The organism is uncultured Ruegeria sp. (genome assembly GCF_947489545.1).
GTDB lineage: Bacteria > Pseudomonadota > Alphaproteobacteria > Rhodobacterales > Rhodobacteraceae > Ruegeria.
On record NZ_CANLDZ010000008.1, the window covers coordinates 126,991 to 153,140 of the forward strand.

At 57.5% G+C, this 26,150-nt stretch carries 28 protein-coding genes; 17 read left to right on the top strand and 11 right to left on the bottom strand.

The window, feature by feature from the left end; translation table 11 throughout:
- Nucleotides 1-4: 4 nt before the first annotated feature.
- Nucleotides 5-319, top strand: coding sequence for a hypothetical protein (locus Q1B13_RS13030; protein ID WP_299080713.1), 315 nt, complete (start codon nucleotides 5-7; stop codon nucleotides 317-319).
- Nucleotides 320-321: 2 nt separating this feature from the next.
- Here Q1B13_RS13030 and Q1B13_RS13035 read toward each other — a convergent pair whose 3' ends face one another.
- Nucleotides 322-1,077, bottom strand: coding sequence for a sulfite exporter TauE/SafE family protein (locus tag Q1B13_RS13035; protein ID WP_299080711.1), 756 nt, complete (start codon nucleotides 1,075-1,077; stop codon nucleotides 322-324).
- Between the two features lie 160 nt (nucleotides 1,078-1,237).
- On the opposite strand from Q1B13_RS13035, the gene mdh reads away from it, so the two are divergent.
- The 12 genes from mdh to lpdA all read left to right on the top strand — a co-directional run bounded on the left by mdh (nucleotide 1,238) and on the right by lpdA (nucleotide 14,178).
- Nucleotides 1,238-2,200 (top strand): malate dehydrogenase, encoded by a 963-nt coding sequence (gene mdh / locus Q1B13_RS13040; RefSeq protein ID WP_299080709.1) that lies wholly within the window; start codon nucleotides 1,238-1,240, stop codon nucleotides 2,198-2,200.
- Between the two features lie 325 nt (nucleotides 2,201-2,525).
- Nucleotides 2,526-3,719 (top strand): ADP-forming succinate--CoA ligase subunit beta, encoded by a 1,194-nt coding sequence (gene sucC / locus Q1B13_RS13045; protein ID WP_298935319.1) that lies wholly within the window; start codon nucleotides 2,526-2,528, stop codon nucleotides 3,717-3,719.
- Nucleotides 3,720-3,722: 3 nt separating this feature from the next.
- The gene (locus Q1B13_RS13050) at nucleotides 3,723-4,271 is read left to right on the top strand and encodes a hypothetical protein (protein WP_299080707.1); all 549 of its coding nucleotides are present in this window, start codon (nucleotides 3,723-3,725) and stop codon (nucleotides 4,269-4,271) included.
- Nucleotides 4,272-4,465: 194 nt separating this feature from the next.
- Nucleotides 4,466-5,293 carry a glycosyltransferase family 25 protein gene (locus tag Q1B13_RS13055; protein WP_299080705.1) on the top strand — a complete coding sequence of 276 codons (828 nt, stop codon included), beginning with the start codon at nucleotides 4,466-4,468 and terminating at the stop codon, nucleotides 5,291-5,293.
- A 13-nt stretch (nucleotides 5,294-5,306) separates the two neighbouring features.
- Nucleotides 5,307-6,188, top strand: a complete 882-nt coding sequence (gene sucD, locus Q1B13_RS13060; RefSeq protein ID WP_299080703.1) for a succinate--CoA ligase subunit alpha — start codon at nucleotides 5,307-5,309, stop codon at nucleotides 6,186-6,188.
- Nucleotides 6,189-6,302: 114 nt separating this feature from the next.
- A complete protein-coding gene (locus Q1B13_RS13065; protein WP_299080702.1) occupies nucleotides 6,303-6,929 on the top strand; it encodes a hypothetical protein in 627 nt (208 codons plus the stop codon).
- Nucleotides 6,926-7,468 carry a DUF805 domain-containing protein gene (locus Q1B13_RS13070; RefSeq protein WP_299080700.1) on the top strand — a complete coding sequence of 181 codons (543 nt, stop codon included), beginning with the start codon at nucleotides 6,926-6,928 and terminating at the stop codon, nucleotides 7,466-7,468. Before Q1B13_RS13065 ends, Q1B13_RS13070 begins: the two co-directional genes overlap by 4 nt.
- Complete coding sequence (locus tag Q1B13_RS13075; protein WP_299080698.1) at nucleotides 7,465-10,422, top strand: 2-oxoglutarate dehydrogenase E1 component; 2,958 nt, start codon at nucleotides 7,465-7,467, stop codon at nucleotides 10,420-10,422. Before Q1B13_RS13070 ends, Q1B13_RS13075 begins: the two co-directional genes overlap by 4 nt.
- A gap of 3 nt (nucleotides 10,423-10,425) precedes the next feature.
- A complete protein-coding gene (gene odhB / locus Q1B13_RS13080; protein WP_299080696.1) occupies nucleotides 10,426-11,949 on the top strand; it encodes a 2-oxoglutarate dehydrogenase complex dihydrolipoyllysine-residue succinyltransferase in 1,524 nt (507 codons plus the stop codon).
- A gap of 2 nt (nucleotides 11,950-11,951) precedes the next feature.
- Entirely contained in the window at nucleotides 11,952-12,221 is a 270-nt protein-coding gene (locus Q1B13_RS13085) for a hypothetical protein (RefSeq protein ID WP_299080694.1), read from the top strand.
- Between the two features lie 91 nt (nucleotides 12,222-12,312).
- Nucleotides 12,313-12,702: an MAPEG family protein gene (locus Q1B13_RS13090; protein WP_298935330.1), complete on the top strand. Its 390-nt coding sequence runs from the start codon at nucleotides 12,313-12,315 to the stop codon at nucleotides 12,700-12,702.
- Between the two features lie 87 nt (nucleotides 12,703-12,789).
- Nucleotides 12,790-14,178, top strand: a complete 1,389-nt coding sequence (gene lpdA / locus Q1B13_RS13095; protein WP_299080692.1) for a dihydrolipoyl dehydrogenase — start codon at nucleotides 12,790-12,792, stop codon at nucleotides 14,176-14,178.
- A 16-nt stretch (nucleotides 14,179-14,194) separates the two neighbouring features.
- On the opposite strand, the gene Q1B13_RS13100 is transcribed toward lpdA, so the two are convergent.
- Nucleotides 14,195-14,773, bottom strand: coding sequence for a TetR/AcrR family transcriptional regulator (locus tag Q1B13_RS13100; RefSeq protein WP_299080690.1), 579 nt, complete (start codon nucleotides 14,771-14,773; stop codon nucleotides 14,195-14,197).
- A gap of 101 nt (nucleotides 14,774-14,874) precedes the next feature.
- Between Q1B13_RS13100 and Q1B13_RS13105 the strand changes: the two genes are divergently transcribed.
- A complete protein-coding gene (locus tag Q1B13_RS13105) occupies nucleotides 14,875-15,468 on the top strand; it encodes an NAD(P)H-dependent oxidoreductase (RefSeq protein ID WP_298935335.1) in 594 nt (197 codons plus the stop codon).
- A gap of 17 nt (nucleotides 15,469-15,485) precedes the next feature.
- Here Q1B13_RS13105 and Q1B13_RS13110 read toward each other — a convergent pair whose 3' ends face one another.
- From Q1B13_RS13110 to Q1B13_RS13125, 4 genes are read right to left on the bottom strand one after another with little or no spacing between them, the layout of a single operon-like run.
- Nucleotides 15,486-16,091 (bottom strand): pyridoxamine 5'-phosphate oxidase family protein, encoded by a 606-nt coding sequence (locus Q1B13_RS13110; RefSeq protein ID WP_299081034.1) that lies wholly within the window; start codon nucleotides 16,089-16,091, stop codon nucleotides 15,486-15,488.
- The gene (locus tag Q1B13_RS13115) at nucleotides 16,078-16,818 is read right to left on the bottom strand and encodes a 1-acyl-sn-glycerol-3-phosphate acyltransferase (RefSeq protein WP_299080688.1); all 741 of its coding nucleotides are present in this window, start codon (nucleotides 16,816-16,818) and stop codon (nucleotides 16,078-16,080) included. The genes Q1B13_RS13110 and Q1B13_RS13115 overlap by 14 nt, the downstream gene beginning before the upstream one ends.
- On the bottom strand, nucleotides 16,818-17,717 hold the full coding sequence (locus Q1B13_RS13120; protein ID WP_299080686.1) for an FtsX-like permease family protein: 900 nt from the start codon (nucleotides 17,715-17,717) through the stop codon (nucleotides 16,818-16,820). The genes Q1B13_RS13115 and Q1B13_RS13120 overlap by 1 nt, the downstream gene beginning before the upstream one ends.
- Nucleotides 17,714-18,391, bottom strand: a complete 678-nt coding sequence (locus tag Q1B13_RS13125) for a cell division ATP-binding protein FtsE (protein WP_120632513.1) — start codon at nucleotides 18,389-18,391, stop codon at nucleotides 17,714-17,716. Before Q1B13_RS13125 ends, Q1B13_RS13120 begins: the two co-directional genes overlap by 4 nt.
- A gap of 184 nt (nucleotides 18,392-18,575) precedes the next feature.
- On the opposite strand from Q1B13_RS13125, the gene Q1B13_RS13130 reads away from it, so the two are divergent.
- Nucleotides 18,576-19,331 carry a zinc-ribbon domain-containing protein gene (locus tag Q1B13_RS13130; RefSeq protein ID WP_299080683.1) on the top strand — a complete coding sequence of 252 codons (756 nt, stop codon included), beginning with the start codon at nucleotides 18,576-18,578 and terminating at the stop codon, nucleotides 19,329-19,331.
- 16 nt (nucleotides 19,332-19,347) lie between these two features.
- Here the strand turns inward: Q1B13_RS13130 and Q1B13_RS13135 are convergent, their stop codons facing one another.
- From Q1B13_RS13135 to argH, 5 genes are all read right to left on the bottom strand, one after another.
- Entirely contained in the window at nucleotides 19,348-21,858 is a 2,511-nt protein-coding gene (locus Q1B13_RS13135; protein WP_299081020.1) for a TIGR02302 family protein, read from the bottom strand.
- Nucleotides 21,859-21,927: 69 nt separating this feature from the next.
- Nucleotides 21,928-23,193 carry a diaminopimelate decarboxylase gene (gene lysA / locus Q1B13_RS13140; protein ID WP_299080679.1) on the bottom strand — a complete coding sequence of 422 codons (1,266 nt, stop codon included), beginning with the start codon at nucleotides 23,191-23,193 and terminating at the stop codon, nucleotides 21,928-21,930.
- A 71-nt stretch (nucleotides 23,194-23,264) separates the two neighbouring features.
- Complete coding sequence (locus tag Q1B13_RS13145; protein ID WP_298935342.1) at nucleotides 23,265-23,414, bottom strand: hypothetical protein; 150 nt, start codon at nucleotides 23,412-23,414, stop codon at nucleotides 23,265-23,267.
- 45 nt (nucleotides 23,415-23,459) lie between these two features.
- Nucleotides 23,460-23,642, bottom strand: a complete 183-nt coding sequence (locus Q1B13_RS13150; protein ID WP_298935422.1) for an argininosuccinate lyase — start codon at nucleotides 23,640-23,642, stop codon at nucleotides 23,460-23,462.
- Complete coding sequence (gene argH, locus Q1B13_RS13155) at nucleotides 23,642-25,030, bottom strand: argininosuccinate lyase (RefSeq protein ID WP_299080676.1); 1,389 nt, start codon at nucleotides 25,028-25,030, stop codon at nucleotides 23,642-23,644. The genes Q1B13_RS13150 and argH overlap by 1 nt, the downstream gene beginning before the upstream one ends.
- A gap of 21 nt (nucleotides 25,031-25,051) precedes the next feature.
- Here argH and Q1B13_RS13160 point away from each other — a divergent pair, with 21 nt between their 5' ends.
- Both Q1B13_RS13160 and Q1B13_RS13165 read left to right on the top strand, forming a co-directional pair.
- The gene (locus tag Q1B13_RS13160) at nucleotides 25,052-25,618 is read left to right on the top strand and encodes a TlpA disulfide reductase family protein (RefSeq protein ID WP_299080673.1); all 567 of its coding nucleotides are present in this window, start codon (nucleotides 25,052-25,054) and stop codon (nucleotides 25,616-25,618) included.
- A 179-nt stretch (nucleotides 25,619-25,797) separates the two neighbouring features.
- Entirely contained in the window at nucleotides 25,798-26,127 is a 330-nt protein-coding gene (locus tag Q1B13_RS13165) for a hypothetical protein (RefSeq protein WP_298935346.1), read from the top strand.
- Nucleotides 26,128-26,150 lie beyond the last annotated feature (23 nt).

Below are 26,150 nucleotides of genomic sequence, written 5' to 3' on the forward strand. Positions count from 1 at the left end.
TGAGATGAAAACGAAACTGATCAAAATGACCATGGGGTTAGGGATCATGGCGCTGGCAGCGCAGCAGTTGCAGGCTCAGCCGCGCAACTGCGCACCCCGGGAAGACGTGATCAAGCGGCTTGAAGAAATTTACGGAGAAACCCGCAAAGGGATCGGCATTGCCAGACGCGGCGCGTTGATGGAGGTGTTCGCCTCGGATGAGACCGGTAGCTGGACAATCACAGTTACTCTGCCGGGCGGTGCCACTTGCCTTGTAGCATCGGGCCAGTCCTACGAAACCCTCGCTGATGCGTTGCCGGCGCAAGGCAAGGACGCCTGAATTCAGGTCACGGCATCCCAGATCAGCTTGGTGCCTGTCATCGTCAGCAAAAAATAAGCGATGCCAAAGAACACGCGTTCGGACATCATGAAATGCGCCCGAACGCCCAGCCATGCGCCGAGTACTGCGAATGGCGCGAGCAGAAGATTTGCCCAGGCCGTTTGCAGCGTGAACAGACCCAGATACGCATAAGGCACAAACTTGGCGACATTGATGACCCAGAACACCAAAACGGTCGACGCTTGGTATTCAGTTTTCGACAGGCGCTGTGACAGCAAATAGACTGCGGCGGGTGGTCCACCCGCATGGCTGACAAAGCTTGTGAACCCGGCAACCAAACCGGCAAACAGCCCGGCCGAAGATGGCAAGCGTTTTGCGGAAACACGGGCCCAGCCTCGGGATTGACTGATGTGCCAGATCACGAATCCAACCGAAATCGCTCCTATCAGCAGGCGCAGAACATCGTCGTCAGTTGCGCGGAACAGCCCCGCGCCCAGCGCCACGCCTGGTACTGCGCCCAATATCAGCAAACGGGAATCCGGCCAATTCCAGCGCTTCCAATACGGCCCCAATGTTGCAACATCGATGATCATCAGGATCGGAAGCATCAAGGCGAGCGCCTGCCCCGGCTCCAGAATAATGGCCAGAATCGACGATGACGCAAACGCCACGCCCGAGCCGAACCCACCCTTCGAAATGCCCGCAAAGATCACAGCTGGGATCGCCACGGCAAAAAACATCAAGTTCATCTCGAACATGTGGCAGCCCCAAAACGGTATATTTCGTAAGCCGTTTAGCGCAATCGGTGGGGCGGGTGCAAACGGTATGCGGTGGCATGCCACGTTGCAGAACCCTTGCGCAATGTTGATTTAGCGACTAGCACAACCGCGATTTCAAAACCGACCGGAGATATTCCAAATGGCCAGACCCAAGATCGCGCTGATCGGCGCAGGTCAGATCGGCGGCACGCTCGCCCACCTCGCAGCAATGAAGGAACTTGGTGACGTTGTCCTGTTTGACATCGCCGAGGGTACTCCGGAAGGTAAAGCGCTGGACATCGCCGAATCCGGCCCGTCCGAAGGGTTCGACGCCTCTCTGAAAGGCACCCAGTCTTACGAAGATATCGCAGGCGCGGATGTTTGCATCGTGACTGCCGGTGTCCCCCGCAAGCCGGGCATGAGCCGCGACGACCTGCTGGGCATCAACCTGAAGGTCATGAAATCGGTTGGCGAAGGCATCGCGGCCCACGCCCCTGACGCGTTTGTCATCTGCATCACCAACCCGCTGGACGCGATGGTCTGGGCCCTGCGCGAGTTTTCCGGCATGCCCCATCGCAAGGTCTGTGGCATGGCTGGCGTTCTGGATTCGGGCCGCTTCGCGCATTTCCTGTCGGAGGAATTCAACGTCTCCATGCGCGACGTCACTGCCTTTGTTCTGGGTGGTCACGGCGATACCATGGTGCCGTCAGTGCGTTATTCGACCGTTGCCGGCATTCCATTGCCCGATCTGGTCGAGATGGGCTGGACGACACAAGAAAAACTGGACGCCATCGTTCAGCGCACCCGTGACGGTGGTGCTGAAATCGTTGGTCTGCTGAAAACTGGCTCGGCGTTTTATGCTCCGGCGACGTCAGCCATCGAAATGGCCGAAGCCTATCTGAAAGACCAGAAACGCGTTCTGCCTTGCGCGGCCTATTGCGACGGGGAACTGGGCGTCGAAGGCATGTATGTGGGCGTACCCACCGTGATCGGCGCGGGTGGCATCGAACGCATCGTCAACATCACCCTGAACGAAGAAGAGCAGGCCGGTTTCGACAATTCGGTCAACGCCGTAAAAGGCCTGATCGAGGCGTGCAAGGGCATCGACAGTTCGTTGGGTTAATCCACCAAGCATCAGACCATTTGAACCGGCCTGACTTTGGGCCGGTTTTTTTGTTTTCATTCGTTCCGATGTGACCACAAAGCTAAGTCGGGAATGTTGGCGCAAACGTCGCAAATACCTTTTTTGAATATGATTTTTCTGCCAACAGCCAATTGTTCGAATCACACATGCCACCTGGTGTTGTTTGTGATCACACCCCAAAATCCCGTGATCACAAATACCGAAAATCTTCGTGAAAAACCCCTTCACTGTCAAAAAACCCTTTAAACTTATCCCTTAGGCACCCCTATAACGGAATAAATCGCAGTCAGACGGGACAGTTTCGATGAACATTCACGAATATCAGGCCAAAGCCCTCCTCCGCAGCTATGGCGCACCGGTGTCGGACGGCCGCGCCGTATTGCGCGCCGAAGAAGCCAAAACCGCAGCTGGAGAGCTGGACGGACCACTTTGGGTGGTTAAGGCGCAGATCCACGCAGGTGGCCGCGGCAAGGGGTCGTTCAAAGAGGCTGACGCTGGCGAAAAAGGCGGTGTCCGCTTGACCAAGTCGGTCGAAGAGGCCTCGGAGGAGGCCAAGAAGATGCTGGGCCGCACTCTTGTGACCCATCAGACCGGCCCGGCGGGCAAGCAGGTCAACCGCATCTATATCGAGGCCGGGTCCGGCATCGAGACCGAGATGTATCTGGCCCTGCTGGTGGATCGCCAAACCAGCCGCATCTCATTCGTCTGCTCGACCGAAGGCGGCATGGATATCGAAGAAGTGGCCGCTGCAACGCCCGAGAAAATCCTGTCCTTCTCGGTTGACCCTGCAACCGGCTATCAGCCCTACCACGGACGCCGCATCGCCTTTTCGCTGGGTCTGAAGGGCGCGCAGGTCAAGCAATGCGTCAAACTGATGAGCCAGCTCTATGCCGCCTTCGTCGAGAAGGACATGGAGATGCTGGAAATCAACCCTCTGATCGTCTCGGACAGCGGTGATCTCAAAGTGCTCGACGCCAAAGTCAGTTTTGATGGCAACGCGATGTACCGCCACCCGGATATTTCAGAACTGCGCGACACCACCGAAGAAGATTCCAAGGAACTGGAAGCCAGCAAATACGACCTGAACTACATCGCGCTGGATGGTGAGATCGGGTGCATGGTCAACGGCGCCGGTTTGGCGATGGCGACGATGGACATCATCAAGCTGTATGGTGCCGAACCTGCCAACTTCCTCGACGTGGGCGGCGGTGCGACCAAAGAGAAAGTGACCGAAGCATTCAAGATCATCACCTCAGACGACAACGTGAAAGGCATTCTGGTCAACATCTTCGGCGGCATCATGCGCTGTGACGTAATTGCCGAGGGCGTGGTCGCTGCGGTGAAAGAGGTCGGCCTGCAGGTTCCGCTGGTCGTGCGTCTGGAAGGCACGAATGTCGAGAAGGGTAAAGAGATCATCAATACCTCGGGTCTGGACGTGATCGCGGCGGATAACTTGAAAGATGGGGCCGAGAAGATCGTTAAGGCGGTTAAGGGGTAGTCAATGAAGATTGGACTTAAAGCCGTTGCTTTGGTGTTTGCCGCGGCCTTGTCAGGTTGCGGCGCGCCGTCACCAGAGAAAATTGCTGAGGCGTCATTTACTTTCTCAGAAACGAATAAACCTGTTCAGCTGTTTTCTGACGTCTGCTTAAAAACGCTTCCAAGTTTCGATACGTTCTTAAATGCTGTGCAGAAACAGGGTCTGGAACCTTCCACTCCAATAGGAGGGCACGATGCATATATGGCTTCAGGCGACAAGTTCTTGGTAGCGACAGTTTTTGACGAAGATGACATGTCGGCATGCGCCGTCGCCTTTCTTGGGAGTGCGAACAGCAAGCAAATCGGAGAATTGTTCCTTCAAGAGGCTTCAAAACGAACTGGAGGAAAACCTCAGAAGCAATTTCCAAGCGGACGGTATAATTACGCCTATCAACTCAAAAATGGCAGCTTATTGGTTTACGAAGTTAAAAAACCAAGCGGGCAAGTTCGCCATTTTGTCTTCGTAACAAAACCCATCTCCAGAAAGGAAGTCGCAAGCTACATCTACAACTGACGCCTGAGTGAATAGCGGGGCCGTCTCTGCTTTAAGGAATGAACTTCAGCAGATGCTGCCGTTGTCAAAAGGAAAATGCCAAATGACTGCTCCCATCGGAGAAAATATCAATGTGGTCTGTCCGGACTTTATTAGTTCGCAGGGCAGATTGATATGATGCGCACTGCTTGAACTGTTTGGAACCGTCTGAATCCATGACCATCCCCATCTTCCTCATAGGCCTCGAACGCGCCACTGGACGGGCGCGCTTGATGGAGCAGGAGCTGCAGAAAGCAGGTCTGTCGGCGACGCGGGTCAACGCTGTTGATTGTGATGCGGCAACACGCCAGGATTTTCTGCGCGATTGTCGGGAAGAAGGGCCATGGGGCTACTTCCACACCAAAGATATGGCCTGCACGCTGAGCCATGCCAAAGCGTGGGAAGCCCTGATTGCTTCGGGCGCGGAACAGGCGCTGATCCTTGAGGATGATGTCTTTCTGACGCCAGAACTGGCCGATTGGCTGAAGGACACCGCGTGGTGGCCCGCAGATGCGGATATCGTCCGGTTCGAACGCTGGCGCAGCACAAAGCTCTACGTTGCGCTTGGGCGTAAAGGGTCGTCGCATTTGGGGCGGGACCTGCGTCAGATACGGTCGCGCTATCCCGGCGGGGCCGCCTATGCCTTAACCCGCAAGGCCGCGCAGCACTTTCTTGCGCAAAAGCCTTTTGACATCACGCTTGATGCCCTGTTGTTCAACCCGTCCGCATCAGCTGCGGCACGTCAGGTCAATATCTATCAGGTCATCCCGGCCATGGTCGAACAGGGCAATGAAGCCCCCGGAGAGGTTCAGATGGGCGCGCCGCGCCAACGCCCCACCGGATGGCCGCTGTTCCGACAGAAGGTCCGGCGCGGGATCGCCGAGATCGACGGAGGGGTCCGGACCATCGCCAATCTGGCACTGGGCCGTGCCACTCTCGAAAAAATAGACTACGCGCCGCAGGTTCTGCCGGACGCGCAACCCAATCAAACCAGCACCGCCTAAGGAAAGGGACATCATGGCAGTCCTCATTGACGAAAATACCAAAGTGATCTGTCAGGGCTTTACCGGCTCGCAGGGCACATTCCACTCTGAACAGGCCATCGCCTATGGCACCAAGATGGTCGGCGGTGTGACCCCCGGCAAGGGCGGGATGACCCATCTTGACCTGCCCGTGTTCAACTCGGTCCACGAGGCCAAGCATTTGACCGAGGCCAATGCCTCGGTGATCTATGTGCCGCCGCCGTTTGCCGCGGATTCGATCCTCGAAGCGATCGATGCCGAGATGGAGGTGATCGTCTGCATCACCGAAGGTATCCCGGTTCTGGACATGATGAAGGTGAAGCGCGCGCTGGAAGGTTCAAGCTCGCGTCTGATCGGCCCGAACTGCCCCGGTGTCATCACGCCCGACGCCTGCAAGATCGGCATCATGCCTGGCCACATCCACAAGCGTGGCTCGGTCGGGGTAGTGTCGCGCTCGGGCACCCTGACCTATGAGGCGGTCAAGCAGACCACCGATGTGGGTCTTGGCCAGTCCACCTGCGTGGGCATCGGCGGCGACCCGATCAAGGGCACCGAGCATATCGACGTGCTGGAATGGTTCCTGGCCGATGACGAAACAGAGTCGATCATCATGATCGGTGAGATCGGTGGCTCCGCCGAAGAAGAAGCCGCACAGTTCCTGGCGGATGAGGCCAAGAAGGGCCGCAAAAAGCCAACCGCGGGTTTCATCGCAGGCCGCACAGCCCCTCCGGGCCGCCGCATGGGCCACGCGGGCGCGATTGTCGCCGGTGGCAAAGGCGGCGCCGAGGACAAGATCGAAGCCATGCGCTCGGCCGGTATCGTCGTGGCCGAAAGCCCGGCGCAGCTGGGTGAGGCGGTGCTGGAAGCGATTGGGTAAGTGATCAACGACCGGGCATATGCTCTGAGGGCGGCGCCCGGCCCGAGGGTGGGCGAGAAGCGCCCGCCCTTAGGAAGAATTGTGAGGCAAGTTGTGTCGGCACGCCGGATTTGCTTGACAATCATTGCTTGTATGATGCTCGCCGCGCCAAACCAAGTTCAAGCTGCCTCTGATGATGCCTTTGGTATCGAAATAGCCAAGCTGTGCCGAAGCCTTGTTCAGTCAGATAGACCAATTGCCGAAGGTCTACTCAACAACGGATTTGCTTTGGCTGAGGGTGCGGCCTTGGATGCGGTTGCGGAACTCATGAGTTATAGGCGGCGACTTGAACGGGCCGCTGGTACTACATACGTGCCTGATCCAGAAGATTTTCCAACTGAAAAAGACAAGGCGTTGGCGACACTTAGGAGCTTGAAAAAGATCTCATTCACGAGTGTTCTGATCCATCCTGAGCGTCCTGATTATTATGTAAACACCCAAGAGAAACCAAAGCGAACCTGTAGCTTCACCTATGTTGGTAGCGTTACTGACTGGCCTCAGCGCCTCGGGTTCACAAGCGAAAACTCCATCTCATTTGAAGAGCGGTTCGCTGAGGGCCGCGACTTGTCCGTGAAAGTCATACATGGTCCGAAGGACGGCAATTCAAATTTGGGACTGCTGATTGTGACCGGCCCAAGTCTCAATGCGGGTTCAGTTTTTGGTGGAACGGAGTTCGTAACCCGATGGTCGGTGAGCCCATGACATTCTCCGACGCCATCCGCACCTGTTTCGCCAAGTTCTTCACCTTCTCGGGTCGTGCCGCGCGGCCCGAATACTGGTTCTTTTTCCTGTTCATCGTGATCTGGAGCCTCATTGCCGGAATCGTCGATGCGCAGTTCTTCACCCAAGTTGCCGTGACCGAAACCGAAACATCCAAGTCCGTCGCCGCATCGTCTTCACAACCTGTCCAAAGCATCGTCAGCCTGATCGTCTTCTTCCCGCATCTCGCTGTCGCGTGGCGACGGATGCATGATACCGGGCGCAGTGGCCTCTACGCTTTGCTGCCAATCCTGCTGATCCTCAGCGCCTTTGTGACCCTGTTCTTCGGCATCGGCATCGCCTCCAGTTTCCAGCATGGCGGCAATCTGGACATCCTGTTCACCCGCGCCACTCTGCTGATCGTCATTCCGACACTGATCATCTTGTTTGTGTCGCCCCTCCTGGTTCTGAGGTGGCTGGCCCGCCCCAGCCAGCCAGGCACCAACCAATACGGTCCCAACCCATATGAGGTAGCCCAATGACCGAACAACTGCCCAACTCTGCCTTTCATGCCTCAAGCTTTATGCAAGGGCACAATGCCGAATATCTGGAGCAACTTTATGCCCAATATGCGAAAGACCCGGGCGCGGTGGATGCCGCGTGGGCCGATTTCTTTCGCCAGATGGGTGATGCCAAACCGGATGTTGAAAGAGAAGCCGAAGGACCATCCTGGGCGCGGACCGACTGGCCGCCAATGCCTACTGATGACCTCACCAGCGCTCTGACTGGCGAGTGGGTCGAGATCGACGCGAAGGCCGCCGGGGACAAGATCAAAGACAAGGCGGTGTCAAAGGGTGTTGAGGTTAGTGAAGACCAGATCAAACGCGCGGTTCTGGACAGCCTGCGCGCGCTGATGCTGATCCGGGCCTACCGCATCCGGGGCCATCTGGCCGCTGATCTGGATCCGCTGGGCATGCGGGCCGCCAGCACACATCCCGAGCTTGACCCAAAGACCTATGGGTTTGCCGAAGCCGATATGGACCGGCCGATCTTTATCGACAACGTTCTGGGTCTGCAGATGGCCTCGATGCGGCAGATTGTTGAGATCGTGAAACGCACCTATTGCGGCACCTTTGCGCTGCAATACATGCATATCTCGAACCCGGAAGAGGCCGCCTGGCTGAAAGAACGGATCGAGGGCTATGGCAAGGAAATCGCGTTCACCAAGGAAGGCCGTAAGGCGATCCTGAACAAGATGGTCGAGGCGGAAGGGTTCGAGAAGTTCCTGCATGTGAAATACATGGGCACCAAACGGTTCGGTCTGGACGGCGGCGAGGCGCTGATCCCGGCGATGGAACAGATCATCAAGCGCGGCGGTGCGCTTGGGGTTCGGGACATCGTGATCGGCATGCCCCACCGGGGCCGTCTGAACATTCTGGCCAATGTGATGCGCAAACCCTATCGCGCGATCTTCAACGAGTTCCAGGGCGGTAGCTTCAAGCCCGAAGACGTTGATGGCTCGGGCGATGTAAAATACCATCTGGGCGCATCATCGGATCGCGAATTCGATGGCAACTCGGTTCACCTGTCACTGACGGCAAACCCCAGCCACCTGGAAGCTGTAAACCCCGTTGTGCTGGGCAAGGTGCGGGCCAAGCAGGATCAGTTGAACGACACCGACCGAACTGCTGTGATGGGCATTTTGCTACATGGCGACGCGGCCTTTGCCGGACAGGGTGTTGTGGCCGAAGGGTTCGGTTTGTCTGGTCTGAAGGGCCATAAGACCGGTGGAACGATGCATATCGTAGTGAACAACCAGATCGGCTTTACCACCGCGCCGCATTTCAGCCGCTCAAGCCCCTACCCGACGGATATTGCCCTGATGGTCGAAGCGCCGATCTTCCACGTCAATGGCGACGACCCCGAGGCGGTGGTCCATGCGGCCAAGGTGGCAACCGAATTCCGGCAAAAGTTCCACAAGGACGTTGTCCTCGACATCTTCTGCTATCGCCGGTTCGGGCATAACGAGGGTGATGAGCCCATGTTCACCAACCCGATCATGTACAAGAAGATCAAAACCCATAAGACCACGTTGTCGATTTATACGGAACGGCTGGTCAAGGACGGGCTGATCCCAGAGGGTGAGATCGAGGATATGAAAGCCGCGTTCCAAGCGCATCTGAACGATGAGTTTGAGGCCGGCAAAGACTACAAGCCCAACAAAGCCGACTGGCTGGACGGGCGCTGGTCTCATCTAGACAAAAACAAAGATGAATATGTGCGTGGTGACACGGCGATTTCACCCGACACTCTGGCCGAAATCGGAAACGCACTGACCCACGCGCCGCAAGATGTCGCGCTGCACAAAACGGTCGGTCGCTTGCTGGATCACAAGAAACAGATGTTCGAATCCGGCAAAGGATTTGACTGGGCGACCGGTGAAGCGCTGGCCTTTGGTTCGCTTTTGACCGAGGGGTATCCTGTTCGACTGTCCGGGCAAGACGCCACACGCGGCACGTTCAGCCAGCGCCACTCCGGGTTCATCCATCAGGAAACCGAGGAACGGTACTATCCGCTGAACAACATCCGCGCTGGGCAATCGCAATACGACGTGATCGACTCGATGCTCAGCGAATACGCGGTGCTGGGATTTGAGTACGGCTTTTCACTGGCCGAACCAAACTCTTTGGTCCTTTGGGAGGCGCAGTTTGGTGACTTTGCCAACGGTGCGCAGATCATGTTCGATCAGTTCATCAGCTCTGGCGAAAGCAAATGGTTGCGCATGTCCGGATTGGTGTGCCTGCTGCCTCACGGGTTCGAAGGTCAGGGCCCAGAACACAGCTCGGCGCGACTGGAACGTTTCCTGCAGATGTGTGGACAGGACAACTGGATCGTGGCGAATTGTACAACGCCTGCGAACTACTTCCACATCCTGCGCCGGCAGTTGCACCGGACCTTCCGCAAGCCACTGATCCTTGTGACACCAAAATCGTTGCTGCGCCACAAACTGGCCGTCAGCACGGCCGAAGAGTTCACCACCGGGTCGAGTTTTCACCGAGTGCTCTGGGACGATGCGCAGCACGGAAATTCCGATACCAAACTGGCGAAAGACAACAAGATCAAGCGAGTCGTGATGTGTTCCGGCAAGGTTTACTATGACCTGTTGGAAGAACGCGATTCCCGTGGCATCGACGATGTCTACCTGATGCGGATCGAACAATACTATCCATTCCCGGCGCATTCCCTGATCAATGAGCTTGAACGGTTTAAGGGTGCCGAAATCATCTGGTGTCAGGAAGAACCCAAGAACCAGGGGGCCTGGACCTTTATTGAACCCAACATCGAATGGGTGCTGACCCGTATCGGCGCCGAGAACAAGCGACCGCGTTATGTCGGTCGTGCAACATCGGCCTCGCCCGCAACGGGTCTGGCCAGCCAACACAAAGCCCAACAAGAAGCGCTGGTGAACGAAGCGCTGAGCATTGAAGGAAATTAAGCGATGTCGATTGAAGTTCGTGTTCCCACGCTTGGCGAGTCGGTAACCGAAGCCACGGTTGCGACATGGTTCAAGAAACCCGGTGACGCTGTTGCCGTGGACGAAATGCTATGTGAGTTGGAGACTGACAAGGTCACGGTCGAAGTGCCGTCCCCCAGTGCGGGTGTGATGGGTGAAATTGTGGCTGCCGAAGGTGAGACAGTTGGCGTTGATGCGTTGCTGGCAACGATTGCAGCGGGTGACGGTGCCGCAGCCGCACCAGCCGCTACAGCTCCTGCCCCAGCGGCGGCTGCACCTGCCGCCCAGGCAGCAGCCAGCGTCGACGTCATGGTCCCAACTTTGGGTGAATCTGTCACCGAAGCCACCGTTTCGACCTGGTTCAAACAAGTGGGCGATGCCGTTTCGCAAGATGAAATGCTGTGCGAACTGGAAACCGATAAAGTCTCGGTCGAAGTTCCGGCCCCGGCCGCGGGCGTACTGGCAGAAATCGTCGCGCCAGAAGGTGCAACAGTCGATGCTACAGCCAAACTGGCGGTGATCTCGGGCGATGCGGCCGGAGTGTCTGCCGCCCCGGCCGCGGTTGCGGCACCCGCCGCCGGAGGCGCCTCGGGTGGTGGTAAGGACGTGGCCAATGCACCATCGGCTGAAAAAGCCATGGCCGAGGCTGGTTTATCCGCCGATCAAGTCACCGGCACCGGTCGCGACGGTCGTGTCATGAAAGAGGATGTCGCGAAAGCTGTAGCAACGGCTTCAGCCCCAGCACCGGCGGTGGCTGCGCCCGCACCCGCTGCCCAAGCTCCGCGCGCACCCGTGGCCGCCGAGGACGCCTCACGCGAGGAACGTGTGCGTATGACCCGGCTTCGCCAAACCATCGCGAAACGCCTGAAGGATGCGCAGAACACCGCAGCGATCCTGACCACCTTTAATGAGGTGGACATGACCGAGGTGATGGCCCTGCGCAACGAATACAAAGAGCTGTTTCTGAAGAAACATGGCGTGAAACTGGGCTTCATGTCCTTCTTCACCAAGGCCTGCTGTCACGCGCTGAAAGAAGTGCCCGAAGTCAATGCCGAAATTGATGGCACCGATATTGTCTACAAGAACTTCGTGCATATGGGCGTTGCCGCCGGGACCCCGCAAGGTTTGGTTGTGCCGGTTATTCGCGATGCGGATGCGATGTCTTTTGCGGCCATCGAGAAAGCCATCGCCGAAAAGGGCAAGCGCGCCCGGGATGGCAAGCTGTCCATGGCCGAGATGCAGGGCGGTACCTTCACCATCTCGAACGGTGGTGTCTATGGCTCGCTGATGTCCTCGCCGATCCTGAACCCGCCACAGTCGGGCATTCTGGGCATGCACAAGATTCAGGACCGCCCGATGGCCATCAATGGCGAGATCAAGATCCGTCCGATGATGTATCTGGCCTTGTCTTATGACCACCGGATCGTGGACGGCAAAGGCGCTGTGACCTTCCTGGTTCGTGTGAAAGAGGCGCTGGAAGATCCACGTCGTCTGCTTATGGACCTGTAAACATGGCGACCCATGTTCTCTGGCAGGCCGACGTCGCGGATTTCAGCGTTTGGCTAAAAGTGTTCCGCGAGGACAAGCCGATGCGCGAAGCTGCAGGTATTCATGATCTTCACATCTGGCAGGATTCCGAACAGCGCGACCATGCGGTTGCGCTGTTCGAGATCGCAGATCTGGAAAAGGCCCGAGACTTCTTCGAATCTGAGGAACTGGCAATGCATCACGAACGAGGCGGTGTGGCACATATCCAGATCAAGGTGCTAACGCCGGCCTAACACCCCATTTCTTGCGCCCCCGGTTTCCGGTAGGCGCAAGTTCGTTGTTGGAACATCCCACCCGCGCCTAACAACCAAGGAACTCTACTGGATGACCACCGAACTGACCGTCCTGTCCCTGGCCGCCCTGCTTTGGATCGCTCAATTCGTCGCCTACCTGATTGCGGGTCACGGCAGGGTCGATGTGTTGCATGCGATTGGACCACGTGACACACCCTTTGAAAAACCAGCAGTTATGGGGCGTTTGCACAGGGCGCTGAGCAATCACACCGAAGGGCTAGTTGTTTTTGCTATCGCGGCGTTGGTCGTCACAACCTCGGGGCAATCCAATGGGTTCACCGGGATGTGTAGCTGGATCTACCTTATCGCGCGTGTCCTTTATGTCCCCGCCTACGCCTTTGGCTGGACCCCGTGGCGCACTGTCATCTGGATGATAGGACTGGTCGCAACGACCGCATTGCTGTTGGCCGCTCTGTTTTGATTCATCGGCCAGTATAGATTATTCAAAAAGGGAGCGGACCGCGCGACACATGCGCAACCAACCCCGCCTAATACAAGGACCTGACAAATGGCAAACTATGACGTCATCGTAATCGGAGCAGGGCCCGGCGGCTATGTCTGCGCCATCCGCTGTGCCCAGCTGGGGCTGAAAACAGCCGTGGTCGAGGGGCGAGAAACACTGGGCGGCACCTGCCTGAACGTCGGCTGCATCCCGTCCAAGGCGTTGCTGCATGCCAGCCATCAGTTGCACGAGGCCGAACATAACTTTGCCAAGATGGGTCTGAAGGGCAAAAGCCCCTCGGTCGATTGGAAGCAGATGCTGGCCTACAAGGACGAGGTCATCGACGGGAACACCAAGGGCATCGAGTTTCTGTTCAAGAAGAACAAGATTGACTGGCTCAAAGGCTGGGGATCAATCCCCGCCGCTGGTCAGGTCAAGGTTGGTGATGATATTCACGAGGCCAAGAACATCATCATCGCGTCGGGGTCCGAGCCATCATCCTTGCCGGGCGTAACCGTCGACGAGAAAGTTGTTGTCACCTCAACCGGTGCGTTGGCGCTGAACAAGATCCCGAAGAAAATGGTCGTTATCGGTGCCGGCGTAATCGGATTGGAACTGGGCTCGGTCTATCAGCGGCTTGGAGCCGAAGTTACCGTTATCGAATTCCTTGACGTGATCACGCCGGGCATGGATTCCGAGGTACAGAAGACCTTCGCGCGCATTCTAAAGAAGCAGGGCCTGAAATTTGTCATGGGCGCCGCGGTGCAAAAGACCGAGGCCACCAAGACTAAGGCCAAGGTCACTTACAAGAAGCGCAAAGATGACAGCGAACACGTGATCGACGCCGACACTGTTTTGGTTGCCACTGGCCGTAAGCCGTTTTCGGACGGTCTGGGTCTGGACGCGCTGGGGGTTGAGATGACACCACACGGGCAGATCAAGGTTGGCGCAGATTGGCAGACCAATGTGCCGGGCATCTACGCGATTGGTGACGTGATCGAAGGCCCGATGCTGGCCCACAAGGCCGAGGATGAGGGCATGGCCGCAGCCGAGCAAGTTGCGGGCAAGCACGGGCATGTGAATTATGGCGTCATTCCGGGTGTGATCTACACCTGGCCCGAGGTTGCCAACGTCGGTGAGACCGAAGAGACGCTTAAGGAACAAGGCCGCGCCTATAAGGTTGGCAAGTTCATGTTTATGGGCAACGGGCGCGCCAAGGCGAACTTTGCGGCAGATGGGTTTGTAAAGATCCTGGCTGACAAGGAAACAGATCGCATTCTGGGCGCGCATATCATCGGCCCGGCCGCTGGCGACCTGATCCATGAGGTCTGTGTGGCCATGGAGTTCGGCGCCTCTGCCGAAGATCTCGCTTTGACGTGTCACGCGCACCCGACCTATTCCGAGGCCGTGCGCGAAGCGGCGCTCGCCTGCGGCGACGGGCCAATCCACAGCTGATAGAAATCCCCGGCGACTACGTCGCCGGGGTTAACCACGCTTCAAGATAGACTTCCAACTTGTCTTCGAAACTCTGCGCCTCGTGTAGTGCACAGAACTTCAGTGACATGGCTTGAATCGCAAAGGCCTGAACGCCTTCTGCAAGCAAATCGGCTGAGACGTCTTTACGTACGTCCGCATATGTCAGCCAATTTTCAACCACGCGAAAGTAACGCTCAAAACAATGTGCAATTGGTCCGATTTCTGCGACCGCCGCAGCGCCCGAATAGCGTATCAGCAGATCAAACACATAGCGTTCAGACGTCATAAAACTGTGAATGGGTTTCAGGACGCGGATAAGCTCGGGCACGGTTTTTGGCGGCAGATTAGCTTCTACCTGATCAATGATTGAACTCAATCTCTCACCTATCAGAATTTCCATCAGGGCATCTTTGTCGCGGAAATGCGCAAAGAACGTACCCTTGGCGACACCTGCTGCTTTTACAACCTCTTCTACTCGCAAGGCCTCATAGCCCTCGCGGTGAATCACCTCTTCTGACGCCGCAAGCAATCGGGCGCGTGTTCTGAGTGTGCGTTTTTGAACTGCCTTTTGCATAGGGCGTTTTCGCACGATTTTTGACCATGGTCAAATTTTTATTGACCGCGGTCATTTTTTAAATTAAGAAACTGACCGTGGTCATTTTTAGGAGAACTCCCATGCACCCCAAGAAGATCTTCATCCTCGATGGACATCCCGCTGAGAGCAGCCTGTCCCGCACCTTTGCCCAGACTTACGAAGCCGCAGCCCGTGAGAAAGGGCACGAGGTTCGCTTGGTCCATCTCAGCGATCTACAGTTCGATTTTGACTTTGGACAAGGCAACTATGAGGATTTCAAACCGCTTGAGCCGGTATTGGATCAGATCCTGCAGGACATCGAATGGAGCGACCATCTGGTGCTGACCACGCCAATGTGGTGGGGTGGCCTGCCAGCAAAGCTCAAAGGACTGATTGATCGGATGTTCATCCCGGGTCGGACATTCGACACAAGAAATACTACCAAAATCGGCTTCCCTGCCCCAATGCTAACTGGTCGCACGGCACGTGTCATTCTAACGTCAGACACACCAGGCTGGTTCATGCGCCTGATCTATCGGCAAGCCTTGATCCGTCAGGTGCGTGATCAGATTCTGGGCTTTGTCGGTTTCAAGCCAACGCGCTTCACCTACTTTGCGGGCGCCAGTTATCCCAAACCGGGCAGCGTTGAGCGCTGGATAGCAAAGGTATCCAGGATCGGGGCCGCTGCGGTTTGACCCCTTGATACAGCGGCCTACCACATCGTTTTGGCGGCGCGCGCTCCCCATTCCTGATCATACTGCGCGCCGCCTTCTTCACCTGCTGTAATCTCGGCCAAAATTTCGCCTACGGTCGGAAGGGCAGTCGCTTCGTGACCAGCGGTCCAGGTTCCAGCCCGCATCAATGCGCGCGCGCATTGCGTGTAGATTTCAGCGATTTCGACAACAATCACCGTCGCAGGTCGCTTACCATTTTTCTCGAAACGGGCGCGCAGGTTGTCATCCGCAGTCAGCCCCGCCGTTCCGTTCAGCCGAACCACGTTGTTTGACTCCGGAACCAAAAACAACAGCGAAACACGCGGATCACGCACGATGTTGCGCAGCGAATCCAACCGATTATTGCCCCGCCAATCCGGCATTGCCAGCGTGCCCGGGTCCAGTTCCAGAACAACCGGATTGTCATCGCCGCGCGGGCTGCCATCGACACCTTCCGGCCCCACTGTACTGAGGATGCACAGGCGCGATGACATGATCCATTTACGATAAAGTGGCGTCAGTCGACGCGCGACTTTGCGCATTGCTGGTGCGCCGGGCGTTCCGTACAACGCCCCCAGTGTTTCAATGTCGTCAATGAACCTCATCCGGATCAAACCCCACCTCCCGCATCAGTTCGTTAGAGCGTGTTTCAATCACGTCTTCCAACCGCACCAGAAACTCATCTCGTTGCACACCGGATTCAATTGGCTCCAGAAAATCGACAATCGCCAGACCCGGTTTGCGCATGATCCCGGTTCGCGGCCAGAAAACGCCGGCATTTGTCGCGACTGGAACGCAGGGGAATCCAAGACCTTCGTACAAAACGGCAGTTCCGACTTTATACGGTTTATACGAGCCCGGTGCGACCCGCGTGCCCTGAGGGTAAATCACCAACTGCCCCGGTTCGGCAAACTCCTTGGCGACGTCCTTGACCATTTTGGCAACCGCTACACCCTTTTTGCCGCGATTGACCGGGATGCAGCCCAAACGGCGTGCGTACATTCCGATAATTGGCGTCCATAATAGCTCTCGCTTCATGATGAACTTGCCATGCGGGATCGCGGCGAAGATCATGATGATATCCAAAAAAGACTGATGTTTGGCGCCGATGACAACCTCTCCGGACGGAGGAGATCCGCGTACCTCGCAACGAATCCCAACCATCCAACGGGCCAACCACATCGTGCTGCGGGCATAAGTCCTGCAGGCCTGCGAAGCCCCTTTCTTGGAAAACAAAGCATAAGGCGCAAACACAAGGCCCAAGACCAGCATCCAGGCGTAAATGATGATCATAAAGATCAGCGAACGGACCCATTGAATGGCCTTGGACATCAGGAAAGCTCCTTCAATTTACGACGGGCTGCGGTCCACGTGGCAACAAAGGCGACCGTGGCGCCAAGGACAGGGATGAGAATGGGCAAGGCCCAGCCGCCACTTTGAAAGCCCACACCGGTCAGAAACCCACCCGTATTTGACGCCTCGGGCAGCAAAAGGACCCCAGTCATTCCAAGCAGGGTTCCGACAGCTGAACCAAAAAAAGCGCGGTAGGTAAAACGGCGGACAAAAGCCCCGGCAATGAACCGATCGCGCGCACCCACTTGGCGCAGCACCTCGATGATTTGCGCATTGGCGGCAAGCGACGCGTTAGCGGCCAATGTGATCATGGCTGCGGTGGCACCACCGATCAGCAAGATCGACACCCACCCAAGCCGCCGCAAAGACATCGCCGCATCCACCAAAGGTTCACGCCACCTTGTGTGATCGTCCAGTACGGCGCCGGGAACTTCGGCCCCCAATCGCAAGCGCAGCCCGGCGGCATCCAGCCCCGGATCACCTTCGACGATCTCAATCAGCTGCGGGATAGGCAGAGTGTCCAGCGGCAAGTCGGGCCCAAGCCACGGAGACAGCAGAGCCGCCTGTTCTTCGGGGGTCAGCGCGCGGGCAGACGCAACACCAGGGGTTTGGCTCAGAACGGTCAGTGCGGCTTGGGTCTGGGCAGCAAGCTGTTCCACCGGGGCGTTTATGCGCAGGGTTGCTGCGCCCGCCAGTTCAGACGCCCAGCGGTCAGCGATCCTGCCCGAGGCGAGCGACAAAGCCAAAGCGAACACGGCCAGAAAAGCCATCGCTCCAGACACAAACAAGGTCAGATGCGCGGTGTAGCCCGTCGGCGGCACAACACGATCGGCGCGCGCGTCGCGGCGCAGCAGGTTGCGGATATCACCACTGCTCATAGATCCGCTCCTGCCAGCTGCAACCGCCGCTGAGAAATCCGCAAAACGCGGGCCTGTACTTGACTTTTGGCAGCACGGATCAGGCTCAGATCATGTGTCGCGATCAATACGGTTTTTCCCATCCGGTTCAGCTCGATCAGCAGGCGTAGCAAACGTTGCGACATCTCCCAGTCCACATTTCCCGTTGGTTCATCCGCAAGCACCACGTCGGGCGACAGGATGAGGGCGCGCGCCAAAGCTGCGCGCTGGCGTTCACCTCCGGACAATTCCGGCGGCCTGGCTTCCAACCGAGGACCAAGGCCCACCCAACTCAGAAGCTCGGTCAAGTTGTCCTGCTCGGCGGATTCAGCACGCCCCGAGACCATCAGCGGCAAAGCGACATTCTCGCCCAAGGTCATGTGATCCAGAAACTGGCAATCCTGATGCACGACGCCAATCCGGCGGCGCAGCAGGGCCATCTGATCCCGATCTAGCAGCGAGATATCCTGATCAAAAGCGCTTAACCGTCCCGATGTTGGTAGCAGCGCCCCATAACAAAGTTTGAGCAGCGTCGTTTTCCCCGCACCCGAAGGGCCGGTCAGAAAATGGAAGGACCCCGGCTGCAGCTGCACCGATACGTCGCTCAGCAATTCGCCGCCACCGTAGGTGTAGCTGACATTCTCCAGCTCGATCACACGTGCCCCCATTTGTTTTGCCGCTCTTCTTGCCCGAGCGCGGTTTTGGTTTCAATGCCTTCACCGGGTCCAATTGGTGACACTTGGTCCGTGAAACCGAAAACGCCCTTTGCTGTTAGCTCTTAACGGAATATCATTCCTGAAAAAACTATTAACGGCCCGTTTGTACGGCCGGGGAGGCAGTATGCGTCTTACATGTCCGAATTGCAGTGCCCAGTACGAGGTCCCGGACGAGGTCATCCCCGAGGAAGGCCGCGATGTGCAATGCTCAAATTGCGACCAAACTTGGTTTCAGGCCAAACATCCGACCGACGAGATATCTGAACCTGCTCAGGTAGAAGATGACGCTGTCGAGGCGAAGGGCTCAGAAGACGAGATGCCGGAAGCAGCAGTCGAAGAAACGACGGCAAAGCCACACGTTGAGCCTGAGCCTGAGCCTGAGCCTGAGCCTGAGCCTGAGAAAGTATCTGAAAAACCTAGCGGGAATGTGGACCCCTCGGTTGCCAGTATTTTGCAGGAGGAGGCCGCCCGCGAGGCGGAATTGCGTGCCCAGGAGGGCGGTGGTCTGGAAACCCAACCCGATCTGGCGTTGGACACCCCACCTGAGCCAAAAGTCGAGCCAAAACGACCTTCTGCCTCAGTCACTGCCGAGGATTCAGGTCAGAAAGAAGCGCTGCCGGATGTTGATGCAATTAACTCCACAATGCGCGCTGAAATGACCGAGGCCGAGGTACCCGTCCGTAAATCTGGCGGGTTTGTCCGTGGTTTCGCCCTGATGTTGATCATTGGTGTTGTTCTGTACTTGATCTACGGCAACGCCCAGCAAATCAGCGAAGCCGTACCGCAAGCCGATCCGGTCCTGAACTCTTATGTCTCGCTGGTGGATCAGGCCCGAATCTGGCTTGAAACACAAGCCGGCTCAGGCGCGTCGCAAAACTGATGCGCCAAGCCGTTCCCTAAAACCGCTCAAGCAGACGTTTTAGGTATTCCAACTCGATTTTGGGGCGATCAGTATCGCCAGTACGTCGGCGAATTTCGTCCAGCAACTCTCTGGCACGGCGATAGACATCCTCTCCCTGCAGCATGTCTTCTTCGGTCGAAATGGACCCGGCAGCACCAGGGTTGCGCCCCAGCGGATCGCGGTTGGTGGCCTGCATATCGCCTTCTTCGGTGCCCTGCCCCGGTTGGTTCTGCTGGTTCTGGGCCATCGCCTCACCCAATGACCGCATGCCTTCCCGCAAGGCTTCCATCGCCTCGGACTGACGATCAATAGCTTCGGCCAGATCATCGCCGCGCAGCGCTTCTTCCGCGTCATCCATAGCACGGCCCGCACGACCTAGCGCTTCGCGCGCGGCCTCCCCCTCGGGTGTGCCTGCACCCGGTAGTCCTTGTTCCTGTCGACCCAGCTCGTCCCGGAGGGCCTGTTGCCGGTCTGCCAGCGTTCCTTGACCCTGCTGGCCTTCACCCGACTGATCAGACCCTTGTCCCTGACCGCCTTGACCCTCGTGGCTTTGACCCCGGCCCTGCCCACCCGAGCTGCCTTCGTTGCCCTGGCTTTCACCGGCCTGTGCGCCCGGATTGAACTGTTCCTGCAGATCGCGGAAGGCCTGGTCGCTTAGGCCCTGTTGTTCGCGCAACGTCTCGGCAAGCCCTTCCATGGCTTGCTGGCCCTCGGACTGGCCGCCTTGACCCTGCCCCTGAGTGACGCGCATGTTTTCCATCATCTGCTGGAATTCATCCAGCGCTTGCTGCGCCTCGGCCATGCGGCCCTGTTCCATCAGTTCCTGAATGCGGTCCATCATGCGCTGTAGGTCATCCTGTGACATTTGCATGGATTCGCCGTTCTGGCCCTGTTGCTGTTCGCCATTCTCGCCGTCTTGCTGCGCCAGACGCTGCAATTGCTGCAAGTAGTCTTGCGTCGCCTCTCGCAATTCCTGCATCAGCTCGGCGATTTCTTCATCGGAGGCCCCATTCTTCATCGCCTCGGACAACCGTTCCTGCGCCTGACGCATCCGTTCGAGCGCATCGGCCAGCGTGCCGTCTTCGATCAAGGCCGCAAGGTCCCACAAGGCCTGCGCAATTTCCTCCTGCTGCTCTGGCTTCAACCCGTATTCATCAAAGGTCTCCAACCGCCGCAAAACTACCCGCAGGCGCAAATAGGCAGTGTCCGAGCGGAACAAATCCTCAGGATGATTGGACACCGCGCGCAACACTTGCGCGACCCGTGTGGCATTGGCGCGAGCCCACAGCAGGTCTCGCCGTTGTTCGATCACCGCTGCCGCGAGCGGGTCAAAGAACCGACGCGCGGGCAACGCCGTCGCATAGGGTTCCGATTTGGATTGTTGGTCCGCGGCATCCTGCGCCATCAATGTGATTGTCACCGGCAGATGTGCCCACGGATGTTGCGAAAAATCTTCAATCAAGTCTTCGGTGAAATCGGTTCGATCCCCGGTAATCGGCATGGGCAACTCAACTTCAATCGCCTCACGCGGTTCAGGGTCCGCGATCAGACCATAACGGCGATCGACCGCAGCCAGATCCAGCTCGATCCGGGCCAGACCAGATACGATGCCGTAGTCATCAAGGGCCGCGTACGGAAGTTTCATCTGACCGCCAGCCTCAGATTCAGCGGCAGACGCCACCGCAATCTGTGGCGGCGCATCACCTATTATGCCCAGTGTCCACTCCCGGCCCGCCGGTCCTTCAATTCGAATCTGACCTGAGTGTTCGACCACGAATTCCTGTTCCGGTTCAGTTGCCGCCTGTGTTCCGGCCACAGATGCAGTCTCAGTCAGGCTGTGCGCACCGACCTCTCCGTAAAATCGCAATGTGACGCGACTGCCCTGCGGTATGGAGAGTTCTGTTCCAGACTGATCCGCCAGATAGAGCGTCGGCAACCCGGTATAACGTGGCGGCTCCACCCAGCCTTCCCACGTTGCGCCTTGCCCCGCTACGGCAGCCCCAGGTGCCATTTCAGCGACCGAGCCGATGCGCCAGAACGATCCGAATAGAACCGCCACAACCAATGCCAGCAATGCTGCATATCGCAGGGCGTATGGGTCGCGTGACGCCAGCCGCAGATCCGGTTTCACCGCCTCCGCCTGGGCAACACGCTGCGCCATTCGGTGTTTATGGGCCCGCCAAAGAGTCACAGAATCCGCGTCCTGTGCACCAATGGCCTGATCATCCATCAGAGCCTGAATTGGTCGGCCTGGCAGAGTTTCGTCAAGTCGCGACAGCGCCTCGGCACGCGACGGGATGTGGAAACGCCTTGCCCCCCAAGCGACAGCAAGAACCAGTGCAAGCAAAGACACCGCACCAGCGCCCCAAACGAATTCGACCCTGACGAAATCCTGTAAGCCCAGCATCAGCGCTGCAAGCAGAACCATCAAAATCGAAAACACTGGCCAGAAGGCACGCAAAACCTGCTCAGCCAACATACCGACATGCGTCAGCCAAAGGGACATGCGTGGTAGTGGCAGGTTTGATCTATCGCTCAAGGCGGGCCTCCTAGTCGGGCCCGCGCGGTTATCGCGTCAGAGCCACGTAGGTATGGTATCGCGGTTTATCATTTCGTCAAAGCTTGGGCGTTCACGAATAACTGCAAATTGATCCCCATGCACCAGCACTTCTGGAATCAGCGGGCGCGTATTGTACTCGCTAGACATCACCGCACCATACGCCCCTGCGCTGCGGAAAGCGATAAGATCACCTGCAGACAGCGGCGGCATGTTGCGTTTTTTGGCAAAAGTATCACCGGATTCGCAGACCGGCCCGACGATATCATAGGGCCGCTGTTCGACACCGGGCGCGGGTTCGGTCACCGCAACAATGTCGTGATAGGCTTCGTACATTGCAGGGCGGATGAGGTCGTTCATCGCCCCATCGAGGATCAGGAAATCGCGGTCTTCACCGGATTTCACGTAAATGACCTTCGACACCATCAGACCTGCATTTCCTGCGATCAGGCGACCGGGCTCGATTTCGATCTCGCAACCCAAATGGCCAAGCGTTTTCTTGATCATAGCGCCATATTCGACCGGTAAAGGCGGCGCGTCGTTTGAAGGTGTGTAAGGAATACCCAAGCCGCCCCCTAGATCGAGCCGGCGGATATTGTGCCCTTCAGAGCGCAATTGTTCGGTCAATTCTGCGACTTTGTTGTAGGCCAGTTCGAACGGCTCCAGCTCGGTCAGTTGCGAGCCGATATGAACGTCGATCCCTATGACCTCCAAACCCGGCAAGCTGGCTGCCAGCGCATAGACCTCCAGGGCACGGGAGATCGGAATGCCGAACTTGTTCTCGGACTTGCCAGTGGCAATCTTGGCGTGGGTCTTGGCGTCTACGTCCGGGTTCACCCGCACGGTTATCGGCGCGATCATGCCCAGTTCTTGCGCAACGGCGTTGATCACCTCCATCTCGGGCTCGGATTCCACGTTGAACTGGCGGATGCCGCCAGTGAGCGCGTTGCGAATCTCATCCGCTGTTTTGCCAACACCCGAAAACACGATCTTGTCGCCCGGCACGCCTGCCGCCTTAGCGCGCAGGTATTCCCCACCCGAAACCACATCCATTCCCGCGCCCGCATGCGCCAGCGTTTTCAAGATCGCCTGATTGCTGGCCGCTTTCATCGCATAGCAGACAAGGTGATCGGTGCCGTCCAGCGCGTCATCGAACAGTTTGAAATGCCGCAGCAACGTTGCTGTCGAGTAGACATAGAACGGGGTTCCGACCGCGGCAGCGATTTCGGAGATCGGGACATCCTCGGCGAAAAGCGCGCCGTCGCGGTAGAGAAAGTGATCCATATCTGCGCGCTTAGACCAAAACGGGGGGCCGGTTCAATGGATTCGGGCGCTTATGGGCCCGACACGGCCATTTAGAATTCGGTCGAGACCCCGGCACGTGCATAGCCGGATACGGAAATGCCGGACGGTTTTGGCTCTGGCTTAGGATCAGGGCGCGATGCAGATGTCGGTTCGCACGCCGCCAAAACGGCAAGCGTCAAGATTAGGCCGATGGTTCGCATATGCCGTTCTCCTTAGAGTCTGTACTGACGGTGTTGGATTTCGGATCAGACACCCAGATAAAGGCCAAAGCCGCCCTTGCGAAGGCCTACGCCTCCGCCAACATGTGTCCCGCTGGACCCAACGCCAACGCCCAGGCTGGCCGTCGGCTGAACAGGTTCGCCATCGGCACCACAGGCCGCCAAGGCAAAACCGGTCAAGATCAACAGAATGACCCGAAACATACGCATCATACCAACGCCTTCCATCGTTTGATCTGAGCCCGCACCTGATCAGGCGCAGTCCCCCCATAAGACTGACGCGAGTTTACCGAGTTTTCAACGGTGAGGACAGAATAGACGTCATCGGTGATATCAGCGTGCACCGATTTCATATCCTCAAGCGTCAGGTCGGGCAGGTCGCAACCCTTGGTTTCGGCCATAGCAACCAGCGATCCGGTCACATGATGCGCATCGCGGAACGGCAGGCCCAGCACACGGACCAACCAGTCGGCCAGATCGGTCGCAGTTGAGAACCCCGACCCTGCCGCTGCGGCAAGGCTTTCGCGGTTGGCGGTCATGTCCTTGACCATGCCTTCCATTGCCGCCAGCGCCAGCATCCAGTTGTCGGCTGCATCAAAGACCTGTTCCTTGTCTTCCTGCATGTCCTTGGAATAGGCCAGCGGTAAACCCTTCATCACCATCATCAACGCCGTATTGGCACCGTAAATCCGGCCCACCTTGGCGCGAATCAGCTCGGCCGCATCCGGGTTTTTCTTCTGCGGCATGATTGACGAACCCGTTGAAAACCGGTCGGACAGCGTGACAAAACGGAACTGGGCCGAGGACCAGATCACAAGCTCTTCGGCAAAGCGAGACAGGTGAACGGCGCAGATTGAGGCTGTGGACAGGAATTCCAGAGCGAAATCGCGGTCGCTTACGGCATCCAACGAGTTGGCAGCGGGGCGATCGAAGCCCAGGGCCTCGGCCGTCATCTGGCGGTCGATGGGGAAGGACGTTCCGGCCAAGGCCGCAGCCCCCAAAGGCGACTCATTCATTCGGGCGCGGGCATCCCGGACGCGAGACAGGTCGCGGCCGAACATCTCGACATAGGCCATCATGTGATGGCCCCATGTCACCGGCTGTGCTGTTTGCAGATGTGTAAAGCCCGGCATAACCCAATCAGCGCCGGCCTCAGCCTGCGCCAAAAGCGCGCGGATCAGGGCCAGCAGGCCGGTCTCCGCCGCGTCCAGTTGGTCACGAACCCAGAGTTTGAAATCGGTCGCCACCTGGTCGTTTCGGCTGCGACCTGTGTGCAGACGGCCTGCGGGCTCGCCAATGATCTCTTTCAAGCGCGCCTCGACATTCATATGAATGTCTTCCAGGGCGGTCGAGAACTGAAAGTCTCCGTTCTGGATTTCTGACAAAACGGTGAGCAGCCCTTCCCGAATGGCTTCAGCGTCACTATCACTTATGACGCCTGTCGCAGCCAACATGGCGGCATGGGTGCGCGAGCCTGCGATGTCCTGGGCTGCCATCCGCTGATCGAACCCGATCGAGGCATTGATTGCCTCCATGATCGCGTCTGGACCGGCGGCAAAGCGGCCGCCCCACATCTGGTTCGAAGATTGATCGGTCATGTAAGAAAACCCGGAGTTGATATGCGCCTATTTCGTCTGATCCCCCTTTATACGGCCCTTGCGCTAGGTGCAAACGCGGCTTTGGCAGCCGATGCCGAGACATTGGCGCCGCTGCGCGATGGCAGCCTGAAGCGCCTGATCCTTCACAAAGAGCCGAAGCCCGTCGAAGCGGTTGAGTTTGAACTGGAAGACGACGGCGGCACAGCGTCACTGGCCGACTACAAAGGCAAGTATGTGCTGTTGAACTTCTGGGCCACCTGGTGTGCCCCCTGTCGCAAAGAGATGCCTCAGATCGCTGAACTGCAGGACGAATTTGGGGGCGACAAATTCGAGGTTCTGACCTTGGCGACTGGCCGTAACTCTCCGGCAGGCATCAAGAAATTCTTTGATGAAAACGGCATTGATAATCTACCTCGGCACCAAGACCCGAAACAAGCGGTTGCGCGCGAGATGGGCGTTATTGGTTTGCCGATCACTGTAATTATTGATCCTGAAGGCAATGAAATCGCTCGTCTGATTGGTGATGCCGAATGGAATTCTGACAGCGCAAAGGCAATCATTTCCACCCTGGTCGAGGCAAATAGCTAAATTCTTGCGAAATCACGCCAATCTCTGCGACGCCTTCAGAGGGAGAATGACAGGCTAAAGCCGTGTCTACGACCATTTCGAACTCGGTCGAAAACACCTTAGTCAAAATATGCTAGACTGGACCCGGCCCAAAACGGGCCGGTTTTTTGTTTGTATGTAACCCGAAAAAGGAGACCGTGATGAAACCTGTGGTTCTGCTGATCGGGCGTTTGCCAAACGTGATCGGTGACGTGGCACTGCAACTGGATCACCTGCCGATCCAATGGCTGGGCGCGCACGATCAGGCCGAGGTTCGGCATCAACTGGACACCGAACCCCGGATTACTTGCGCCATCATGGGTGCAGGCTTGGATGATGTCGTACGCGGCGAGATGATTGGCATTATCGCCTCGCGCCGGCCGGATATCTGCATCCACCTAAAGGATCGTGCGTCAGGCCCTGAGGGCCTTGTTCCATTTGTGCTCCGAGTGGTTCAGCACGAAATTTTGGAAAGACTGGAACGAGGCTGACGCCACGCCACCTTTGACAGCCC

Excerpts from the sequence above, each read along its gene's own strand:
- Q1B13_RS13070 (WP_299080700.1), top strand. The coding sequence starts at position 6,926 with ATGACATTCTCCGACGCCATCCGCACCTGTTTCGCCAAGTTCTTCACC.
- argH (WP_299080676.1), bottom strand. The coding sequence starts at position 25,030 with ATGACCGATCAATCTTCGAACCAGATGTGGGGCGGCCGCTTTGCCGCC.
- lpdA (WP_299080692.1), top strand. The coding sequence starts at position 12,790 with ATGGCAAACTATGACGTCATCGTAATCGGAGCAGGGCCCGGCGGCTAT.
- mdh (WP_299080709.1), top strand. The coding sequence starts at position 1,238 with ATGGCCAGACCCAAGATCGCGCTGATCGGCGCAGGTCAGATCGGCGGC.
- Q1B13_RS13135 (WP_299081020.1), bottom strand. The coding sequence starts at position 21,858 with ATGTCCCTTTGGCTGACGCATGTCGGTATGTTGGCTGAGCAGGTTTTG.
- Q1B13_RS13160 (WP_299080673.1), top strand. The coding sequence starts at position 25,052 with ATGCGCCTATTTCGTCTGATCCCCCTTTATACGGCCCTTGCGCTAGGT.
- Q1B13_RS13035 (WP_299080711.1), bottom strand. The coding sequence starts at position 1,077 with ATGTTCGAGATGAACTTGATGTTTTTTGCCGTGGCGATCCCAGCTGTG.
- Q1B13_RS13165 (WP_298935346.1), top strand. The coding sequence starts at position 25,798 with ATGAAACCTGTGGTTCTGCTGATCGGGCGTTTGCCAAACGTGATCGGT.
- Q1B13_RS13120 (WP_299080686.1), bottom strand. The coding sequence starts at position 17,717 with ATGAGCAGTGGTGATATCCGCAACCTGCTGCGCCGCGACGCGCGCGCC.
- sucD (WP_299080703.1), top strand. The coding sequence starts at position 5,307 with ATGGCAGTCCTCATTGACGAAAATACCAAAGTGATCTGTCAGGGCTTT.
- Q1B13_RS13050 (WP_299080707.1), top strand. The coding sequence starts at position 3,723 with ATGAAGATTGGACTTAAAGCCGTTGCTTTGGTGTTTGCCGCGGCCTTG.
- Q1B13_RS13100 (WP_299080690.1), bottom strand. The coding sequence starts at position 14,773 with ATGCAAAAGGCAGTTCAAAAACGCACACTCAGAACACGCGCCCGATTG.
- Q1B13_RS13145 (WP_298935342.1), bottom strand. The coding sequence starts at position 23,414 with ATGCGAACCATCGGCCTAATCTTGACGCTTGCCGTTTTGGCGGCGTGC.
- Q1B13_RS13110 (WP_299081034.1), bottom strand. The coding sequence starts at position 16,091 with ATGAGGTTCATTGACGACATTGAAACACTGGGGGCGTTGTACGGAACG.
- odhB (WP_299080696.1), top strand. The coding sequence starts at position 10,426 with ATGTCGATTGAAGTTCGTGTTCCCACGCTTGGCGAGTCGGTAACCGAA.
- Q1B13_RS13105 (WP_298935335.1), top strand. The coding sequence starts at position 14,875 with ATGCACCCCAAGAAGATCTTCATCCTCGATGGACATCCCGCTGAGAGC.
- Q1B13_RS13150 (WP_298935422.1), bottom strand. The coding sequence starts at position 23,642 with ATGCGTATGTTTCGGGTCATTCTGTTGATCTTGACCGGTTTTGCCTTG.
- Q1B13_RS13030 (WP_299080713.1), top strand. The coding sequence starts at position 5 with ATGAAAACGAAACTGATCAAAATGACCATGGGGTTAGGGATCATGGCG.
- Q1B13_RS13090 (WP_298935330.1), top strand. The coding sequence starts at position 12,313 with ATGACCACCGAACTGACCGTCCTGTCCCTGGCCGCCCTGCTTTGGATC.
- Q1B13_RS13055 (WP_299080705.1), top strand. The coding sequence starts at position 4,466 with ATGACCATCCCCATCTTCCTCATAGGCCTCGAACGCGCCACTGGACGG.
- Q1B13_RS13075 (WP_299080698.1), top strand. The coding sequence starts at position 7,465 with ATGACCGAACAACTGCCCAACTCTGCCTTTCATGCCTCAAGCTTTATG.
- sucC (WP_298935319.1), top strand. The coding sequence starts at position 2,526 with ATGAACATTCACGAATATCAGGCCAAAGCCCTCCTCCGCAGCTATGGC.
- Q1B13_RS13130 (WP_299080683.1), top strand. The coding sequence starts at position 18,576 with ATGCGTCTTACATGTCCGAATTGCAGTGCCCAGTACGAGGTCCCGGAC.
- Q1B13_RS13085 (WP_299080694.1), top strand. The coding sequence starts at position 11,952 with ATGGCGACCCATGTTCTCTGGCAGGCCGACGTCGCGGATTTCAGCGTT.
- lysA (WP_299080679.1), bottom strand. The coding sequence starts at position 23,193 with ATGGATCACTTTCTCTACCGCGACGGCGCGCTTTTCGCCGAGGATGTC.
- Q1B13_RS13115 (WP_299080688.1), bottom strand. The coding sequence starts at position 16,818 with ATGTCCAAGGCCATTCAATGGGTCCGTTCGCTGATCTTTATGATCATC.